18 protein-coding genes are annotated in these 16,789 nt (G+C 68.7%); 8 read left to right on the top strand and 10 right to left on the bottom strand.

Features of this window, described 5'->3' with window-relative positions; genetic code table 11:
* Positions 1-34: 34 nt before the first annotated feature.
* A complete protein-coding gene (locus tag ACODRV_RS15375) occupies positions 35-985 on the bottom strand; it encodes an acetyl-CoA carboxylase carboxyltransferase subunit alpha (RefSeq protein ID WP_141626952.1) in 951 nt (316 codons plus the stop codon).
* 84 nt (positions 986-1,069) lie between these two features.
* Entirely contained in the window at positions 1,070-1,969 is a 900-nt protein-coding gene (locus ACODRV_RS15370) for a tyrosine recombinase (protein ID WP_488908894.1), read from the bottom strand.
* Positions 1,970-2,091: 122 nt separating this feature from the next.
* On the opposite strand from ACODRV_RS15370, the gene ACODRV_RS15365 reads away from it, so the two are divergent.
* Positions 2,092-2,649 (top strand): shikimate kinase, encoded by a 558-nt coding sequence (locus tag ACODRV_RS15365; RefSeq protein ID WP_141626950.1) that lies wholly within the window; start codon positions 2,092-2,094, stop codon positions 2,647-2,649.
* Positions 2,646-3,752, top strand: coding sequence for a 3-dehydroquinate synthase (aroB, locus tag ACODRV_RS15360; protein WP_488908893.1), 1,107 nt, complete (start codon positions 2,646-2,648; stop codon positions 3,750-3,752). Before ACODRV_RS15365 ends, aroB begins: the two co-directional genes overlap by 4 nt.
* A 52-nt stretch (positions 3,753-3,804) precedes the next feature.
* On the opposite strand, the gene ACODRV_RS15355 is transcribed toward aroB, so the two are convergent.
* Together ACODRV_RS15355 and tadA are read right to left on the bottom strand one after the other, a co-directional pair.
* Positions 3,805-4,209, bottom strand: a complete 405-nt coding sequence (locus ACODRV_RS15355) for an MliC family protein (RefSeq protein WP_141626948.1) — start codon at positions 4,207-4,209, stop codon at positions 3,805-3,807.
* A 35-nt stretch (positions 4,210-4,244) separates the two neighbouring features.
* On the bottom strand, positions 4,245-4,730 hold the full coding sequence (gene tadA, locus ACODRV_RS15350) for a tRNA adenosine(34) deaminase TadA (RefSeq protein ID WP_488908892.1): 486 nt from the start codon (positions 4,728-4,730) through the stop codon (positions 4,245-4,247).
* Between tadA and ACODRV_RS15345 the strand changes: the two genes are divergently transcribed.
* Together ACODRV_RS15345 and rsmD are read left to right on the top strand one after the other, a co-directional pair.
* Positions 4,719-6,233, top strand: a complete 1,515-nt coding sequence (locus ACODRV_RS15345; RefSeq protein ID WP_488908891.1) for a pseudouridine synthase — start codon at positions 4,719-4,721, stop codon at positions 6,231-6,233. The genes tadA and ACODRV_RS15345 overlap by 12 nt on opposite strands.
* 3 nt (positions 6,234-6,236) lie before the next feature.
* Complete coding sequence (gene rsmD / locus ACODRV_RS15340; protein ID WP_488908890.1) at positions 6,237-6,812, top strand: 16S rRNA (guanine(966)-N(2))-methyltransferase RsmD; 576 nt, start codon at positions 6,237-6,239, stop codon at positions 6,810-6,812.
* 47 nt (positions 6,813-6,859) lie between these two features.
* Here rsmD and ACODRV_RS15335 read toward each other — a convergent pair whose 3' ends face one another.
* Positions 6,860-7,342, bottom strand: a complete 483-nt coding sequence (locus tag ACODRV_RS15335; protein ID WP_488908889.1) for a hypothetical protein — start codon at positions 7,340-7,342, stop codon at positions 6,860-6,862.
* Positions 7,343-7,617: 275 nt separating this feature from the next.
* Between ACODRV_RS15335 and ACODRV_RS15330 the strand changes: the two genes are divergently transcribed.
* Positions 7,618-8,664, top strand: coding sequence for a Kelch repeat-containing protein (locus ACODRV_RS15330; RefSeq protein ID WP_488908888.1), 1,047 nt, complete (start codon positions 7,618-7,620; stop codon positions 8,662-8,664).
* Between the two features lie 114 nt (positions 8,665-8,778).
* Here the strand turns inward: ACODRV_RS15330 and ACODRV_RS15325 are convergent, their stop codons facing one another.
* The gene (locus tag ACODRV_RS15325; protein WP_488908887.1) at positions 8,779-9,240 is read right to left on the bottom strand and encodes a low molecular weight protein-tyrosine-phosphatase; all 462 of its coding nucleotides are present in this window, start codon (positions 9,238-9,240) and stop codon (positions 8,779-8,781) included.
* A 152-nt stretch (positions 9,241-9,392) separates the two neighbouring features.
* Between ACODRV_RS15325 and ACODRV_RS15320 the strand changes: the two genes are divergently transcribed.
* A complete protein-coding gene (locus ACODRV_RS15320) occupies positions 9,393-9,923 on the top strand; it encodes a thioredoxin family protein (RefSeq protein ID WP_488908886.1) in 531 nt (176 codons plus the stop codon).
* Here the strand turns inward: ACODRV_RS15320 and ACODRV_RS15315 are convergent.
* From ACODRV_RS15315 to mutL, 3 genes are all read right to left on the bottom strand, one after another.
* Positions 9,884-10,069: an arsenate reductase/protein-tyrosine-phosphatase family protein gene (locus ACODRV_RS15315; protein ID WP_488908885.1), complete on the bottom strand. Its 186-nt coding sequence runs from the start codon at positions 10,067-10,069 to the stop codon at positions 9,884-9,886. The two genes, ACODRV_RS15320 and ACODRV_RS15315, sit on opposite strands and share 40 nt — an antisense overlap.
* Before the next feature lie 23 nt (positions 10,070-10,092).
* Positions 10,093-11,757: an AAA family ATPase gene (locus ACODRV_RS15310; protein ID WP_488908884.1), complete on the bottom strand. Its 1,665-nt coding sequence runs from the start codon at positions 11,755-11,757 to the stop codon at positions 10,093-10,095.
* 143 nt (positions 11,758-11,900) lie between these two features.
* Complete coding sequence (mutL, locus tag ACODRV_RS15305) at positions 11,901-13,796, bottom strand: DNA mismatch repair endonuclease MutL (RefSeq protein WP_488908883.1); 1,896 nt, start codon at positions 13,794-13,796, stop codon at positions 11,901-11,903.
* A gap of 92 nt (positions 13,797-13,888) precedes the next feature.
* Between mutL and ACODRV_RS15300 the strand changes: the two genes are divergently transcribed.
* Together ACODRV_RS15300 and ACODRV_RS15295 are read left to right on the top strand one after the other, a co-directional pair.
* A complete protein-coding gene (locus tag ACODRV_RS15300) occupies positions 13,889-15,466 on the top strand; it encodes a cryptochrome/photolyase family protein (protein WP_488908916.1) in 1,578 nt (525 codons plus the stop codon).
* Between the two features lie 107 nt (positions 15,467-15,573).
* On the top strand, positions 15,574-16,272 hold the full coding sequence (locus ACODRV_RS15295; RefSeq protein ID WP_488908882.1) for an AIM24 family protein: 699 nt from the start codon (positions 15,574-15,576) through the stop codon (positions 16,270-16,272).
* 52 nt (positions 16,273-16,324) lie between these two features.
* On the opposite strand, the gene ACODRV_RS15290 is transcribed toward ACODRV_RS15295, so the two are convergent.
* Positions 16,325-16,720 carry a hypothetical protein gene (locus ACODRV_RS15290; protein WP_488908881.1) on the bottom strand — a complete coding sequence of 132 codons (396 nt, stop codon included), beginning with the start codon at positions 16,718-16,720 and terminating at the stop codon, positions 16,325-16,327.
* Positions 16,721-16,789: the final 69 nt, after the last annotated feature.

Here is a 16,789-nt window from a genome sequence, read left to right as displayed (position 1 = left end):
AGTCGCGGGTATTCAGAGCGTTAACGCCGTAAACCTAGCTCAGGCGGCCGATGGCGTAGAAGCGGTCGGCGCGGGCCTTGCGCAGTTGCTCGGGCGACAGGCCGGCCATGGCGTCCAGTTCCTCGACCAGCACATCGCCAACAGCGGCGATGGCTGCCGCGCGGTCGGTGTGGGCGCCGCCCAGCGGCTCGCCGATGATGCGGTCCACGATCTTCAGCTCGACCAAATCGGGGCCGGTGATCTTCATTGCCATGGCCGCGTCCCGGGCCCGGCTGCCGTCGCGCCAGAGGATGCCTGCGGCGCCTTCCGGCGAGATGACCGAATAGATCGAGTGCTCCAGCATCAGCACGCGGCTGGCGGCGGCGATGGCGATGGCGCCGCCCGAACCGCCTTCGCCCGTGATGGTGGCGATGGAGGGGACGCCCAGCGTCAGGCCGCGCTCGGTCGAGCGGGCGATGGCTTCAGCCTGACCACGCTCTTCGGCGCCGAGGCCCGGGTAGGCGCCGGCGGTGTCCACGAAAGACAGCACCGGCAGGCCGTACTGCTCGGCCAGATCCATCAGGCGCACCGCCTTGCGGTAGCCTTCGGGACGGGCCATGCCGAAATTGTGGGTCAGGCGGGTCTGGGTGTCGTGACCCTTCTCGTGACCCATGATCACCACCGCCCGACCCCGCAGCCTGGCGAGACCGCCCAGAATCGCCTGATCGTCGCCGAACTGCCGGTCGCCCTTCAACTCGACAAAGTCGGTGAACAGACCCTCGACATAGTCGACGAAGTGCGGACGCTGCGGGTGGCGCGCGACCTGCGTCTTCATCCACGGATCGAGGCCGTTGTAGATTTTCTTGCGGAGCTGATCGGCCTTCTTCTTCAGGCCGTCGATCTCGGAGTCGAACGAGCCCGCGGTCGAGGCGAGCAGCGACAGCTCCTCGATCTTCGCCTCCAATTCGGCGATCGGCTTTTCGAACTCGAGGTAGTGCGTGGCCATCAAGGCGTCCGGAACTGGCGCGCCACATGGCGCATCGGAAGGCGGCGGAACCTAGTCAGGTCAACGCCGGGGAGCAAGCGGAGTTCAGTCATCCCGCGCCAGAGGGTGCTTCTCCTGCACCATTCTGGCCAGCCGATCCGTGGCGACGTGGGTGTAGATCTGGGTGGTGGCGATGTCGGCGTGACCCAGCAGGGTCTGGACGACGCGCAGGTCGGCCCCGCCTTCAATCAGATGGGTGGCGAACGCGTGACGCAGGACGTGGGGGCTGACCCGCGCCGGGTCGATCCCGGCGTCGATGGCCGCCTGATCCAGCATCTGGGCGAAGCGGCGGGGTGTCAGGGCGGCCTTGCCCATGGGGGAAGGGAACAGCCATGGGCTGTCCGGCATCCCAGGCTTGCGGGCGGCGTCCCGGGCCTCCAGCCACGCCTTCATCGCCTCGCGGGCCGAGGCGTTCAATGGAGCCAGTCGTTCCTTGCCGCCCTTGCCGCGCACGATCAGCCAGGCGGGATCGCGGCGAACGGCTTCAACCTTCAACGCCAGCAGTTCAGACACCCGAAGACCCGAGGCGTAGGCCAACTCCACCAGCGCCACCATGCGAATCCCGGCAGCGCCGTCGCGGGCGGCGGCGGCTTCCAGCAGGGCTTCAATCTCCTCGCGGGTAAGGACGTTAGGCAGGGAGCGACCCTGTTTCGGGGCGTCGAGCCGGCGCGACGGGTCGTCCTGCCGCCAGCCTTCACCGAGAGCGAAGCGATAGAACTGACGCACGGCGGCGCGACGTCGGGACTGGGTCGCGGGGGACAGGCCGCGCACCGCCAGACCGGCGTACCAGGTCTCCACCGCCGTCTCATCGGCCTGCATCAGCCCGCCGTCCACGCCACCCTCGGCGTCGGCCAGATCGCGTGCGTAGGCGGACAGGGTGTGGGGCGAGGCGTCCCGCTCCACAGCCATCATCTCGAGGAAGGCCTCGATCTGGGGACTGCTCATCGCGGCGCCTTCGCCATGGCGTGGCCCCGCGCCTGTGTTCGTGTAGAGGTGAAGGCGATCATGACGTGCCTGCGCCCATCCTTCCCGTCTCCCGACCGCCGCCCGCTCTCGCGAGGCGCGCGATGACCGAATTCGAGCCGATTCCCGTCCATCAGCGCACCATAGCGCTGGTCGGGCTGATGGGGGTGGGGAAATCGACCGTCGGGCGCCGGCTGGCCAGGCGGCTGGGCCTGTCCTTTGCGGACGGCGACGAAGAGATCGAGTCGGCGGCGGGCATGACCGTTTCGGACATCTTCGCCAGCATGGGCGAGGGCGAGTTCCGGGCGGGAGAGGCGCGTGTGATGCGCCGCCTTCTGGAGGGACCGCGGCTGGTGCTGGCCACCGGCGGCGGGGCCATGCTGAATCTCGAAACCCGGGCGCTGATGAAGACCCATGCGGTGACGGTCTGGATGAGGGCCGATCTGGAGGTCATCGCCCAGAGGGTGCAGCGACGCGATACCCGACCGCTGTTGCGGGGCAAGGATCCGTTGGAGACCCTGCGGACACTGGCCGAGGCCCGGTATCCTGTTTACGGCGAAGCGGACCTGACGGTTGATGTGGCCGGCGGCGCCCATGCCGAGGCCGTGGAGGCCATAGTGCGGGCGCTTGAGGCCCACGGGGCGATGGAGATCAAGGCGTGACGACGACGGTGCTGGTTTCAGGGGCTGGCTTCCTGCCCTACGATGTCGTCGTGGGGGGCGGGCTCCTGCGCGAGTTGGGCCAGCACGTCGCGCCGCTGGCGAAGGGGCGAACCGTCGTCGTCACCGACGAGACAGTGGCCAACATTCATGGACCCACGGTGCTGAAGGCGCTGGAGGACGCGGGCGTGCGGGCCCGGCTGCTGGCGGTGCCGGCGGGAGAGAGCTCCAAGTCCTTCGCCGAGCTGGAGCGGGTGCTGGACCGGATGCTGGCCTTCGGGCTGGATCGGAGCGACATCGTCGTGGCGCTGGGCGGCGGCGTGGTCGGCGATCTGGCCGGACTGGCAGCGGCGCTCTACATGCGCGGCATCGACTTCGTGCAGGTTCCGACGACCCTGCTGGCGCAGGTCGACAGCTCGGTAGGCGGCAAGACGGCCATCGACACCCCGCGCGGCAAGAACCTGATCGGCGCCTTCCATCAGCCCCGGCTGGTGGTTGCGGACATCGACGTGCTGGCGACCCTGCCGGAGCGGCAGCTGCGGTCGGGCTGGGCCGAGGTGCTGAAGCACGGCCTGATCTGCGACGCGGCCTTCTTCGACTGGCTGGCTGGAGAGGGCGCGGTCGGCGTCAAGGGCGACCCGGCGGCGCTGCATCGCGCCGTGGTTCGCTCGGTCGAGATCAAGAGCCGCATCGTCGGCGAGGACGAGAAGGAGGCGGGGCGGCGCGCCCTGCTGAACCTCGGCCACACCTTCGGCCACGCCATCGAGGCGGAGCTGGACTTCGACGAAGAGAAGCTGGCCCACGGCGAGGCGGTGGCGCTGGGCTGCGCCATGGCCTTCCGCTACTCGGCCGCGACCGGGCTGTGCGCTCAGGCGGACGCGGACCGGGTCGAGACGGTGACGGCGGCGGCCGGTCTGCCGGTGCGTCTGGCCGAGGTGGGCCAGTTCGGGGCGGAGGCCCTGATCAAGCGGATGGAGGGGGACAAGAAGGCCGAGGGCGGCCGCCTGACCCTGATCCTGGCCCGGGCCATCGGCGAGGCCTTCACCGACAAGACCGTGGACCGTGCGACCCTGACCGCCTTCCTGAAGGCCGAGGGCGCGGCGTGATGCTCGATCCGGCCGCTCTGCAGGACGCGTAGAGGCGACCGACGGCCCTCTCCTAGTCGACCGCGCGGCAGGTGGTCGGGGGCAGGTTGTTCGCGGTCCAGGTCGCCTGGGTTCCCTTGCCGCGCAGTTCGTAGCCCGAGGCGCGATACCAGATGCCGTCGGCGGCACGTTCCTGGAACAGGTCAACGGCCTCGCCGTTCGAGTTGCGGACGGTGGCCATCTCCCGGGGGTTGTCGAAGTCCACCGACAGGCGCTGGCCGTCGTTGCAGATGTAGACGGCGCGGATGACCCGGTTCAGGGCGCGGTCCTGAAGCTCGGCGCCCGTGCGGCGGCGGGCGGTCTGGGCTTCCTCGGCGCGCTCACGGACCGAATCACCGTCGGTCGGGGCCTCGGCCGGCTGACGGCCGCAGGCGGCCAGCGAGAGGACGGCGAGCGCCGGGACCAGAAGCGTCTTCATACGTAACAAGCCTTGCCGTGACGGGAGCAGGCGGATCAACGCGCCGTATCGGGGGGCGTTCCCTTGCGACGGGCCCGGAAGAAGGACCGCAGGAGGTCGCCCCCCTCGGCGGCCAGAACCCCGCCCTCGGCGGCGGGGCGCCAGTGGCAGGTCGGCTGGTCGAAGAAGCGCGGGCCGTGGGCGACGGCGCCGCCCTTGGCGTCGTCAGCGCCCCAGACCACCCGGCCGATACGAGCGTGGCTGATGGCCCCGGCGCACATGGCGCAGGGCTCCAGCGTCACATACAGCGTCAGGCCTGTGAGCCTGTAATTGCCCAGCTTTCGGGCCGCCGCGCGCAGGGCGACGATCTCGGCGTGGGCGGTCGGATCATGGGCGCCGATGGGGCCGTTCATGCCCTCGGCGACGACCTGACCGGTCGATTCGTCGACGATCACACAGCCGACCGGAGTCTCTCCGGCGTCCGCCGCCGCTTGCGCGCAGGCCAAGGCCATGCGCATGAACCGCTCATCATGGCCTTCCATCCCCGAGACAACGACAAGAAGCCGCGCCCGCGTCAAGACGGCGACCGCGACGGCCCCCGCAAACCCTACGTCAAACGCGTCGAGAGCGCGGACGGCGAGCGCGGTCCGCCGCGCGGCGGCAAACCCTTCGCCAAGGGCCCCCGCGCTGACAAGCCGGCCGGCAAGTTCGGCGCGAAGCCGGGCTCCAAACCGGGGGGCAAGCCCGCCGCCGACGAGGCCCCCAAGCGCAGCGAGCGCATCGCCAAGGCCATGGCCCGGGCGGGCATCGCCTCGCGCCGCGAGGTCGAGCGCCTGATCGGCCTGGGCCAGGTGGCCGTCAACGGCAAGATCCTGGACACGCCCGCGACCCTGGTGACCCGCGACGACGTGATCACCGTGAACGGCAAGCCCATCGGCGCGGCGCAGGCCACGCGCGTCTGGCGCTATCACAAGCCCGCCGGGCTGGTGACGTCGCACGGCGACCCGCAGGGCCGCCCGACGGTCTTCGACGCCCTGCCCAGCGGCCTGCCGCGGGTGATCTCGGTCGGCCGCCTCGACCTGAACACCGAGGGCCTGCTGATCCTGACCAACGACGGCGAATTGAGCCGCGCGCTGGAGCTGCCGCAGACCGAGCTGGTCCGCCAGTACCGCGCCCGCGCCCGGGGCCGCGTGACACAGGCGCAGCTCGACAGCCTGAAGGACGGCGTCACCGTCGACGGCGTCCGCTACGGCCCGATCGAGGCGACCCTCGACAAGGCCAGGGAGAAGGCCGAGGGCGAGAAGTCGTCGGCCAACCTGTGGATCAGTGTCTCGATCACCGAGGGCAAGAACCGGGAAGTCCGCAAGGTGCTGGAGCATCTGGGCCTGACCGTGAACCGCCTGATCCGTCTGGCCTACGGTCCGTTCCAGCTGGGCACCCTGCCGGTGGGTTCGGTCGAGGAGGTCGGTCCGCGGGTGATCCGTGAGCTGCTGGCCGAGCACATCCGGCCCGAGAACCTGCCGACCGGCAACACGGTCAGCACCCCCGCGCCCATCCCCGGCCGCCGCACCTCGGCGCCGATCGTGAAGGGCGCCTCGGGCTCCGCCCTGTCGGACCCGTCGCGCAAGCCCAGCCGCGTCCGCGCCGCCGAGGCCGCCGCGACCGAGGGTGGCGACACCGGCCGTCGCGCCCCGAAAAAGGACGGCTGGGCCAGGGCCAAGCCGAAGTTCGAGCACACCAAGACCTTCAAGCCCCGTGAGCGCACCGCGCCCGCCCGCAAGGACGAGGACGGCGGCGACCGGCCGAAACGCGCCTTCACCCCCCGCGATGACCAGTTCATCGACGACCGCCGCAAGCCGGCGGGCGGCCCCCGCAAGACCGGCGGCAAGCCGGCCTTCGGGGACAAGCCTGCCTATGGCGCCAAGCCCTCGGGCGGCCGCACCTTCGGCAAGCCCGCCGGGGGCGGCGGGGCTCGCCCCGGCGGCTCGCGTCCGTCAGGCGGGGCCGGGCGGGGCGGGCCGCGTGGTCCGCGCTCGGGCGGCTGATCCATGCGGATCGTCGCCGGAAGCCTGAAGGGGCGGGCCATCACCGCCCCCGAGGGCCAGAACACCCGCCCGACCTCGGACCGGGCGCGTCAGGCCATCTTCAACGTGCTGGAACATGCCGGCTGGGCCGAGCCGCTGGACGGCGCGCGGGTCATCGACCTGTACGCGGGCTCGGGCGCCCTGGGCTATGAGGCCATCAGCCGGGGGGCGGCCTTCTGCCTGTTCGTCGAGATCGAGGATGAGGCGCGCGGCGCCATCCGCGAGAACGCCGACGCCTGGGGCCTGATGGGCCGCACGAGGGTGCACCGCCGCAGCGCCACCGATCTGGGCGTCCGTCCCGGCTCGGCGGGCGAGGCCTTCGACATCGCCTTCCTCGACCCGCCCTACCGCAAGGGTCTGGGGGAGCAGACGCTGGCCCGGCTGCTGGAAGGCAACTGGCTGAAGCCGGGCGCCACCGTGGTGTTCGAGCGCGGCTCGGACGAGCCGGAGATCGAGACCCCCGGCTATGAACGGCTGGACGCCCGCGACTACGGCGCGGCGCGGGTGCTGTTCCTCAGGGCCCTGCCGACCGGGGGCTGAGTGCACTCAATTATTTTTTGAGTGCACTTTAGTGGACATTTCCCGGCTCAGTCCTCGTTATGGACGTCATGCCGGGGCGCGCTGAGCAGGGCCGCGTCTTCTTCGGTGTCCTCGTCCTCGTCCTCGTACTCGTGCGGTGAGGCGTGAAAGGCGCTGATCTCCTCCGGGGTCATGTCCCTGAAGAAGGCTGCATCAAAGGCGGCGGACTCGGTCCGCAACTCTCCCCAGAGCTTGCGCCAGCGCAGGGCTTCCAGCGCCTTGCCCTGCTCCAGCGTCTGGAGAAAGCGCAGGCGGGCGGTATCGATCTGCTCCTCGACCTCCACATCGTCATAGATGGAGCGGTCCCGTTCGGAGGCGGGGTCGCCGACATTGTCCATGCGCCGCCAGCTGTATTTGCGGGCGCGGCGCCGGAAGGCGGACAGGCCCAGATCGTACATGCGGCACACGGTTTCGGCGGTCAGGCCGCCGAGATAGGCGTCGCGCGCGAGAAGCCAGGTTCGGACGGGGCGGATGCGATAAGCGTCGGTCATGCCTGCACGATAAACCGGCGGTACGTCAAATTTGGTCGTACGGATCGGACGCGCGCGATTTTTGAGGGTGTGGGGTGTGGGGTGTGGGGAGTAGGGAGTAGGGAGTAGGGAGTAGGGAGTAGGGAGTAGGGAGTAGGGAGTAGGGATGAGCGGAACGCCGTGGGGCATGCCGACACCCCACACCCCACACCCAGGCGCCGTGGCGCGCCCTCCCGAGGATGAGCGGAAGAGAGGGAAGGTGGCGAACGTGCGCGAAGCCGTGTCAGTCTGACCCCATGACCCATCCCGACCGCCGCACCCTGATCGCCGCCGGAGCCGCACTCGGCCTCGTTCCCCTGACAACCCCCTTGGCGGCTCGCGCGCGGGCCGCGCCCTCGGGCGGCTGGACCAGCCGCGCGTCCCTGCCGTGGATCGTGCAGGAGATCTATGCGGCGGTGTGGGACGGGAAGATCGTCACGGCGGGCGGTCTGGTGCAGCGGCGGGACGGGCTGCATGTCGAGGATCGCGTGGCCGCCTATGATCCGGCGGCGGATGCGTGGAGCGAGCTGCCGCGCCTGCCCGAGGCCCGGCATCACCCGATGGTGGTGGTCGCGGGCGGACAGCTGAACATCGTCGGCGGTTATGCGCGGACCGGGGCCGGGGACTGGGTCAATACGACGACGGCGTGGACGCTGACGGACGGCGGCTGGGTCGAGGCGCCGGGCCTGCCGACGCCGCAGGCCGAGGCGGTAGGGCTGGGGCTTACTTCAGGAGGGGGCGAGCGGCTGCACCTGATCACCGGGCGGACGCCCGCGGGCGCGGCCAACGCCCGCTGGAACGAGCAGGCCGACACCGACCGGCATCTGGTGCGGGTGGACGGACGCTGGGAGACGGCGCGGCCGTGCCCGATGGCCCGCAACAGCGCGGCGGCGGCGGTGCTGGACGGCGCGATCTGGGTGGCTGGAGGACGCACGGTCAGCGGCGGCGGGACGGGGCGGCTGGATCGCTATGACCTGGCGGCGGATCGCTGGGACACCCTGGCGCCGATCCCGCGCTCCCATGCGCAGAACAATCAGGTCGGCGGCGGGCTGGCTATGGCGGAAGCGGGCGGGAAGCTGGTGGCGTTCGGCGGGGAGTGGTTCGCACGCGGAGGCGGCGGCGTGTTCGCCGAGACCTGGCTCTATGACCCGGCGCGGGATGCCTGGACGGCGGGACCGGACATGAAGACGCCCCGGCACGGGCTGGCGGCGGCGTCGGTGGACGGGGCGGTCTATGCGATCGCCGGGGGCTCGGTCGTGTCCGGCGGACAGGCGACGGGGGTGGTGGAGCGGTTTGGGGCGTAGGGGATGGGGTGTCGGGTGTCGGGTAGGCAGTAGGCAGTGGGGATTGGCGGGACGCCGGGGCATGCCCACACCCGACACCCCACACCCCACACCCCACACCCCCGAAAGCGACGCTCAGAGCGCCCGAAGCTGTGCCGCCAGTCCCCGCGCCGCCGCCTCGACCTCATCCCACGTCACCTCGAACCCGGCCTCGTCGCCGAACCAGGGGTCGGTGACGGCTTGGCCCTCGCGGCCGGGGACGTGGTCCAGCAGCAGGCTGAGTTCGGCGGTGGCGTTGGCCGGTTGGAGCTTGCGCAGGTTGGACAGGTTCTCGTGGTCCAGCGCGATGATGTGGGTGAAGCGGCGGAAGTCGTCCTTCGTCACCTGCCGCGCCCGCAGGCCCGAGATGTCGACCCCATGCCTCAACGCCGTCCGCTGCGCCCGCTCATCCGGCGCCTCGCCCGCATGCCAGTTACCGGTGCCGGCGGAGTCCACGATCAGATCGAGCCTGAGCCGCACCGCCTCGGCCCGCAGGGCGCCCTCCGCCAGCGGCGAGCGACAGATGTTGCCGAGGCAGACGAAGAGGATGGAGGGCATGGGGAGGCGACCTGAGGGCGGGATGGACCCGTGCAGTCTGAACGGTTCAGGGGCCGGTGGCGAACGCTGTTGAGCGCGTCGCGAAAGTGTCGGAGAAGCGGGCCGGACGCGGGCGATGAGGCCGGCGGGGGATGCTGAAAATGAGAACTGTCGTGTCGTTGCTCGTGGCCGCGAGCGCTCTGGCCGGTTGCGCCACGACCTCCGGGCCGATGGCCCCTGTTGCGCCCGTGGTGGCGGTCGCGCCGACGCCGCCGGAAGCGCCCAGGCCGCAGGCGCGCTCCTATCTGGTCAGCGACAATGCGATGGGCGACGTCGATGCGGCGCTGGAGCGCGCGCGGGCGTCCGGCAAGCGGGTCCTGCTGGTCATGGGCGCCAACTGGTGCAGCGACAGCCGCGCCCTGGCCGGCTGGCTGGAGACCGAACGCTTCGCCGCGCTGATCGAGCGCAAATACGAGCTGGTGTTCGTCAACATCGGCATGCCCCGCACCGGCGACGGCCACAACCTCGCCATCGCCCGCCGGTTCGGCCTGCCTGAGCTGCCCGGCCTGCCCAATGTGCTGGTCCTGACCGCCGACGGGACGCTGGTGAACCCCACGACCGCCACCAGCTGGCGGAATGCCGAAAGCCGGTCGGGCGACGCGATCTATGAGGAACTGGCGATGCTGGCGGATCGGGGGGTGTGAGGGGGCTCGCCCGGATGTCGGTTCCCGGTTCGGGCGGAGTCCACGATCAGTGCGAGCCTGGGCCGGGCCGCCTCGGCCCGCAGGGCGCCCTCCGCCAGCGGCGAGCGACAGATGTCGCCGAGACAGGCGAAGAGGATGGAGGGCATTCGGCGTACATCAAAGGCGGAAGCTAACGACAGGGCAACCTGGACTGCAATGCATGCTCGATTTGGCTGGCGGCTGCCGGGTAGGTGGCGGGCTGCGCCAGCGATCCGACAATTATACCTGTGTAAGCTTCTTTGCTTATCCCAAGTGACTGAGCTAGCGGTCCCAAGAGGCGTTTGTTCGGCATTACCGCCAGATAGTCGTCCCAAGAACCGGAGCAGGCTTGGTCAACGATACTTGCTTCAGTGTCGAATGCTGCACCGGTGTCAGAAACCGCTCTTCCGATATCGACAGTGGATACAAAGGCGGCCCGGGCCGTAGCTCTGTCTGGGTTGCTTCTGGCTGAATTGGCTAGTCCTTCGAGGGCAACGTCGATGTAACGCTTCGCGCGTTCAACGATTACCGGTTCCCGCTGCACTGTTTCAGTTTTTACGTCTTTCTCGAAGATTGTCCATCGCTTTGAAAAATCTGAAACGCCAAGATGGAGCGCGACTGCCTCCGCGACTTCCTTCAAGCAAAAAAGGCCCTCGACCTCATGGACGGGAAGGACGTGAAAGCCCTCGGCTTTGCGCTTATCGAGCCAATCGGTGGGCCAAAAATCTCGTTCAATCACGCCAACCGGATTGGCAGCTGAAATGGTGTTTCCTGCTTTAAAGACGGCGGTGGATTGCCTGACGGCGTTGCAGCTTCCCACTGGGGCAACTGCGGTGCCGCCAGCGTTGAACCAAGCCTCATAGAACGGCCGGTCGATGCTTCCATCGTCAACGCCTTCACAGAAAACGAGGCGGCGAGCGGAGACTGAAAGCGTTGCGGCTCCATATATTTCTTCGAAGGTCTCCGGTGGAATGCGCTCGTTCGCCGGGACGACAGATACCGAATTTTCGTCACGCACCACTACCATACGCGCCTGTTGCCGCGAGAGCGCAAATGCGAGGTCGTGGGTGATATAAGCGAATCTGCAGTCAAGCCGTGAATGTTCGGCTAGATCCCAAAACCGTCGGGCCAGTAGCGTGTGCATGTGCACCTCAGGTTCATCAATCAGAATGATTCCTGATGGAGCCGTTACAATGCGAGCGATCAGATATAAAATGCTCCGCTCACCCTCGCTCATCTTAGACGCTGGGTAAGTGATTATTGTGCCGTTGGTTTTGGTGCGCTCTACCTCGGGGTTGTGAGTGGTGAGGTTAAATTTCCTGTCAGGGAAAACGATGCGCCAGAGATTCTCGACCTCAGAAATTTTTGTTTTAGGTCGAGGTGCAAAAGAATTTTCCGCGGTCGCTCTGTAAAAATCGACACCAATTTGCGACTCTTCGGCCTTAAGGTACATGAATAGTTGATGTACGTCTTGGGCCCTGCGTCGATTTGCTATCCCTATTCCGGGTGTGACTTGATCATTTGTCTGAGTCGAGTGCAAATTGTATTCGGCATCCTGCACGGGGATCGGCGCAAGAGCATCGGGAACGGCCGTTTCACGATCTGCAGGGATCAGCGTGACGCCATCAGTTGTCGCCACGAGTGAAGCCAAGCGGGACTTACCGGAGCCGTTAGCGCCAATGAAAACAACTGGCGCGGAACCTGGTATTATCCGCTCGCCCTCTACTGCGATGATCGGTCTGTTTTGGCCCGGGGCTTGGTCGCGATGATCGGGTATATCGAACGTCAGGTTAATGGCTGCATTGGTCTGAGTCATTCGTAGAGCTTATCTGGCAGCCAAGCTTAATGCCATCCGGTGCGGGACCGGTGTCTGGTAATGGACGTTGTACGGCGCAGCAGCCTTCCGGCGTGTTGTGCTGGGTGCGATCCTGCCTGCATGAGCTTTCTTCGTGCGTCCGCTCACCGCCGCCCGAACAGCTTCTCCAGATCGCCCAGCTTCAGCTCCACGTAAGTCGGCCGACCGTGGTTGCACTGGCCGCTGTGCGGCGTCGCTTCCATCTGGCGGAGGAGGGCGTTCATCTCGGGCGCGCTGAGGACGCGGCCCGCGCGGACGGAGCCGTGGCAGGCCATGGTGCCGCAGACGTCGGCCATGCGTTCCTTGAGCGACAGGGCGGCGCCGTGTTCGGCGAGGTCGTCGGCGATGTCGCGGATCAGGCCCTGAACGTCTGTGTCGCCCAGCAGGGCCGGGGTCTCGCGGACGAGGACGGCGCCGCCGCCGAAGGCCTCGACGATCAGGCCCAGCTCGGCCAGTTCCTCGGCGCGGGCGGCGACGCGGTCGGCCTCGGCGGGGTCCAGCTCGACCACCTCGGGCGCCAGCAGGGCCTGACGGGTGACGGCCCCCTCGGCCATCTGGGACTTCATCCGCTCATAGACGAGCCGCTCGTGCGCCGCGTGCTGGTCGACCACGACAAGGCCGTCCCGCGTCTGGGCGACGATGTAGGTGCCGTGCAGCTGGGCGCGGGCGGCGCCGAGAGGGAAGTCGAGGGGGTCTGGTGTGGGGTGTGGGGTGTAGGGCGCGCCGGGGGTGTAGGGCGTGGGGTGCAGGGTGTGGGGTGTGTCGAAGGTCTCGACGCGGGCGCTGCGGTCGTTGAGGCCGGGGAGGATCTGGGCGGTCTGGGTGGCGGGGGCGGCCCAGGCTTGCCAGCCGCTGTAGCCGGAGGCGTTTCCGCCGCCCGACCCCACACCCCATGCCCCACTCCCCACACCCGGCGCGGTCACGCCTTCGTGGGCGCGGAAGCCTGAGAGGGCGTCGGCGGCGACTGTGGTGCTGGCGCGGTGGCCGGCGGCGGCGAGGGCGTGGCGCAGGGCGCCGACGATCAGGCCGCGCACGAGGGCGGGATCGCGGAAGCGGACCTCGGCCTTGGCGGGGTGGACGTTCACATCGACATGGAGCGGGTCGATGTCGAGGAAGAGGACCGCCGCCGGGTGCCGGTCGCGGGCGAGGAAGTCGGCGTAGGCGCCGCGCAGGGCGCCTTGCAGCAGGCGGTCGCGCACGGGGCGGCCGTTGACGAACAGGAACTGGTGGGCGGCGTTGCCCCGGCTGTAGGTGGGCAGGCCCGCGTAGCCGGTCAGCCGGACGCCGTCGCGCTCCTGATCAATCAGCAGGGCATTGGCCTCGAAATCCCGGCCCAGCAGGGCGGCGAGGCGCTTCAACCGACCGTGGTCGCCGGGGTGTTCGGCGGGCAGGCGCAGGACGGTCTTGCCGTCGAGATCGAGGGTGAAGGCGACATCCTCATGCGCCATGGCCTGACGCTTGATCTCCTCCGAGATGGCCATGGCCTCCGAGCGCTCGGACTTCATGAACTTCAGCCGGGCGGGGGTGGCGTAGAAGAGGTCGCGGACCTCGACGCGGGCGCCGTGCGGGCCGGGGAAGCCGGCGGGGGCGACAGGTTTCTGGTCGCCGCCCTCGACGGTGATCTGGTGGGCGTCGCCGCCTTCACGGGGGCGCGAGGTGATGGTCAGGCGGGCGACCGAGCCGATGGAGGGCAGGGCCTCGCCCCGGAAGCCCAGGGTGTGGATGCGCAGCAGGTCCACGTCGCCCGCGTCGTCGGGTTCCAGCTTGGAGGTGGCGTGGCGCTCGACGCACAGGGCCAGCTGGTCCGGGGCCATGCCGTGACCGTCGTCGGCGATGAGGATGCGCGACAGGCCTCCGCCGTCCGCCTGGATCTCGATACGGGTGCTGCCCGCGTCCAGCGCGTTCTCGACCAGCTCCTTGATGGCGCTGGCCGGGCGTTCGACCACCTCGCCGGCGGCGATGCGATTGACGGTCTCGGGGGGGAGGCGACGGATGGGCATGGATTCGCAAGTATGGCCTGATCCGGGAAAGGGAAGAAGGGGCGCGGGCCTTGGCGACCGGGGGCGGAGGCGCCTAGAGACAGGGCATGGCGATGACGAACCCCGACCCGGCCCGGCGTGGCGCGACCCTGAGACTGGTGCTGGGCGACCAGCTGTCGGACGGGCTGGCGGGACTGGCCGATCTGGACGCCGCCCGGGACGTGGTGCTGATGGCCGAGGTGCGCGAGGAAGCCACCTATGTGCGGCACCACAAGCAAAAGATCGCCCTGACCTTCGCGGCCATGCGGGCCCATGCGGCGCGGCTGGAGGGACGGGGCGTGAGCGTGCGCTATGTGCGGATCGACGCGCCGGACAACAGCCACTCCATCGTCGGGGAGCTGGCGCGCGCGGTGGAGGGCGGGGACTTCGAGCGGGTGGTGCTGACCGAATGCGGCGAGGTGCGGCTGGCCGGGGCGCTGGAGGCGTTCGCGGCGACGGCGGGCGTGCCGGTCGAGGTCCGCGAGGACCGGCGGTTCATCTGCTCACACGACCGGTTCCGGCGCTGGGCGGCGAACAAGCGCGAACTGCGGATGGAGTATTTCTATCGCGAGATGCGGCGCGAGACCGGGCTGCTGATGCACGGCGCGGAGCCTGAGGGCGGTCGCTGGAACTATGACACGGAGAACCGCCGTAAGCCGGCCAAGGGCGTGCGACCGCCGGAGCGGCTGAAGACGCCGCCGTCCGCGATGACGCGCGAGGCCATTGCGGACGTGGAGCGGCTGTTCCCGGAGCATTTCGGGACGCTGGAAGGGTTCGGCTGGCCGGTGACGGTCGCGGACGCCGAGGCGGTGCTGGAGGACTTTCTGACGCGCATCCTGCCGGGCTTCGGCGACTGGCAGGACGCGATGGCGGAGGGGCAGCCGTGGATGTGGCACGGGCTGATCTCGACCGCGATCAACCTGGGCCTGCTGGACCCGCTGGACGTCTGCCGCCGGGCCGAGGCGGTGTATGCCGCCGGGGCCGCGCCCCTGAATGCGGTCGAGGGCTTCATCCGGCAGATCCTCGGCTGGCGGGAGTTCGTGCGCGGCGTCTACTGGCTGAAGTCGCCGGAGTACGGACGGCGCAACTTCCTGGACGCCGACCGCGCCCTGCCGTGGTTCTTCTGGTCGGGCGAGACGGACATGGCCTGTGTGGCCGACGTTGTCGCGACCAGCCGCGACAACGCCTATGCCCACCATATCCAGCGGCTGATGGTCACGGGCAATCTGGCCATGATGCTGGGGGTGCATCCGGACGCGGTGGATGACTGGTACATGACCGTCTACGCCGACGCCTATGAGTGGGTGGAGATGCCCAATACGCGGGGCATGGCGACCTTCGCCGACGGGGGGATCGTGGGGTCGAAGCCGTATGCGGCGTCAGGGGCCTACATCAACCGGATGAGCGACTACTGCGGGGCCTGCCGCTATGACGTGAAGGGCAGGTCCGGCGACGGCGCCTGTCCCTTCAACCGGCTGTACTGGGGGTTCCTTGAGCGGAACCGGGGGCGGCTGCGCGACAATATCCGGCTGGCCATGCCCTACCGGACGCTGGACGGTTTCGGCGAAGCCAAACGCGCGGCCCTGCTGGCCGAGGCGGAGGCGACGCGGCTGGCGCTGGGGGCGACGTCGCTCGCGGACAACCCGGAATAGGGACGTCAGGTCCGTGGAAAAGACGAGGGCGGGTGGTCAAACGGCTTGCGCCGCGACGGATACCCGCCCAGCCTCGCGGCTTCCGAAAACCCCCCTTCGAGGTTCCCATGCCGGTCAAGACCGTCGCCGAGTTCGTCGCCGCCTACAAGGAGAAGGACGTCAGCCCTGAAGCCTTTGAGCTGGAGAGCCAGTATCTGCTGGAGGTGAAGCTGAACGGCGCGATCTGGGCCAAGGCGGGCGCGATGGTGGCCCGCACCGGATCGGTGAAATTCACCCGTCAGGGCCTGATGGAGCAGGGCCTCGGCAATCTGCTGAAGAAGGCCGTCAGCGGTGAGGGCATGGTGCTGATGAAGGTGGAGGGGCAGGGCCGCGTCTATCTGGCCGACACCGGCAAGAAGATCACCCTGCTGCGCCTCGACAACGAGACCATCTTCGCCAACGGAAACGACGTGCTGGCGCTGGAAACCGGCGTCAGCAACCAGATCACCATGATGAAGCGGGTGGCCGGGATGATGTCCGGCGGTCTGTTCAATGTGAAGCTGAGTGGCAGCGGCATCGTGGCGATCACCAGCCACTATGACCCGCTGATCCTCAAGGTCAGCCGCGAGACCGGGCCGATCTTCACCGATCCGAACGCGACGGTGGCCTGGTCCGGCGGCCTGTCGCCGGAGATCGCCACGGACATCTCGCTGAAGACCTTCGTCGGCCGGGGCTCGGGCGAGAGCATCCAGATGAAGTTCCAGGGCGAGGGCTGGGTCGTGGTCCAGCCCTATGAGGAAACCTACATGCAGCAGGGGCAGTCGTAGGGCCGGTGACGCGTCTCCGCGCCATCGCAGATGGGGAGGAGACGCGGGCCGGTCAGTCGGCGGCGGGAACGGGCATGATCGACATTTTCAGGATGTCACCCGCCTCGTCGCCGATGGCGATTTCGGCCATTTCGCCGCGCAGGAAGGTCAGGCGCGGGGCGGCGATCCGGGTTTCGTTCCGGGCCAGATTGGCCTCGACGATCATCTGGGCGTCGGCGCCGTCGCCCTGGACGGTGAACAGATTGGCCTCGAACTCATAGGTGGTGTCGCCGAGGGTCGCCGATGCGCTGGCCGGGGCGTTCTCCATGATCTGGGTGTGGGTCGACACGACCTCGACGCCGTTGCGCACGACCGACACGTCCAGTCGGTAGTGACGCGGCGCTGGCTCCTGGGCGAGGGCCGGGGTAGCGGCGAACAGGGCGGCGGCGATCAGGATGGGGCGGATCATGGACAACTCCTTGAGGGCGTCGGAGCGTCGGGGGATTCGCGTTCGCTGAACATAACAGTCTTCTCCCCA

The organism is Brevundimonas sp. FG8 (assembly GCF_057808845.1).
The sequence above is the reverse complement of the archived record's forward strand: the minus strand, read 5'-3'. Positions and strand labels throughout refer to the sequence as shown.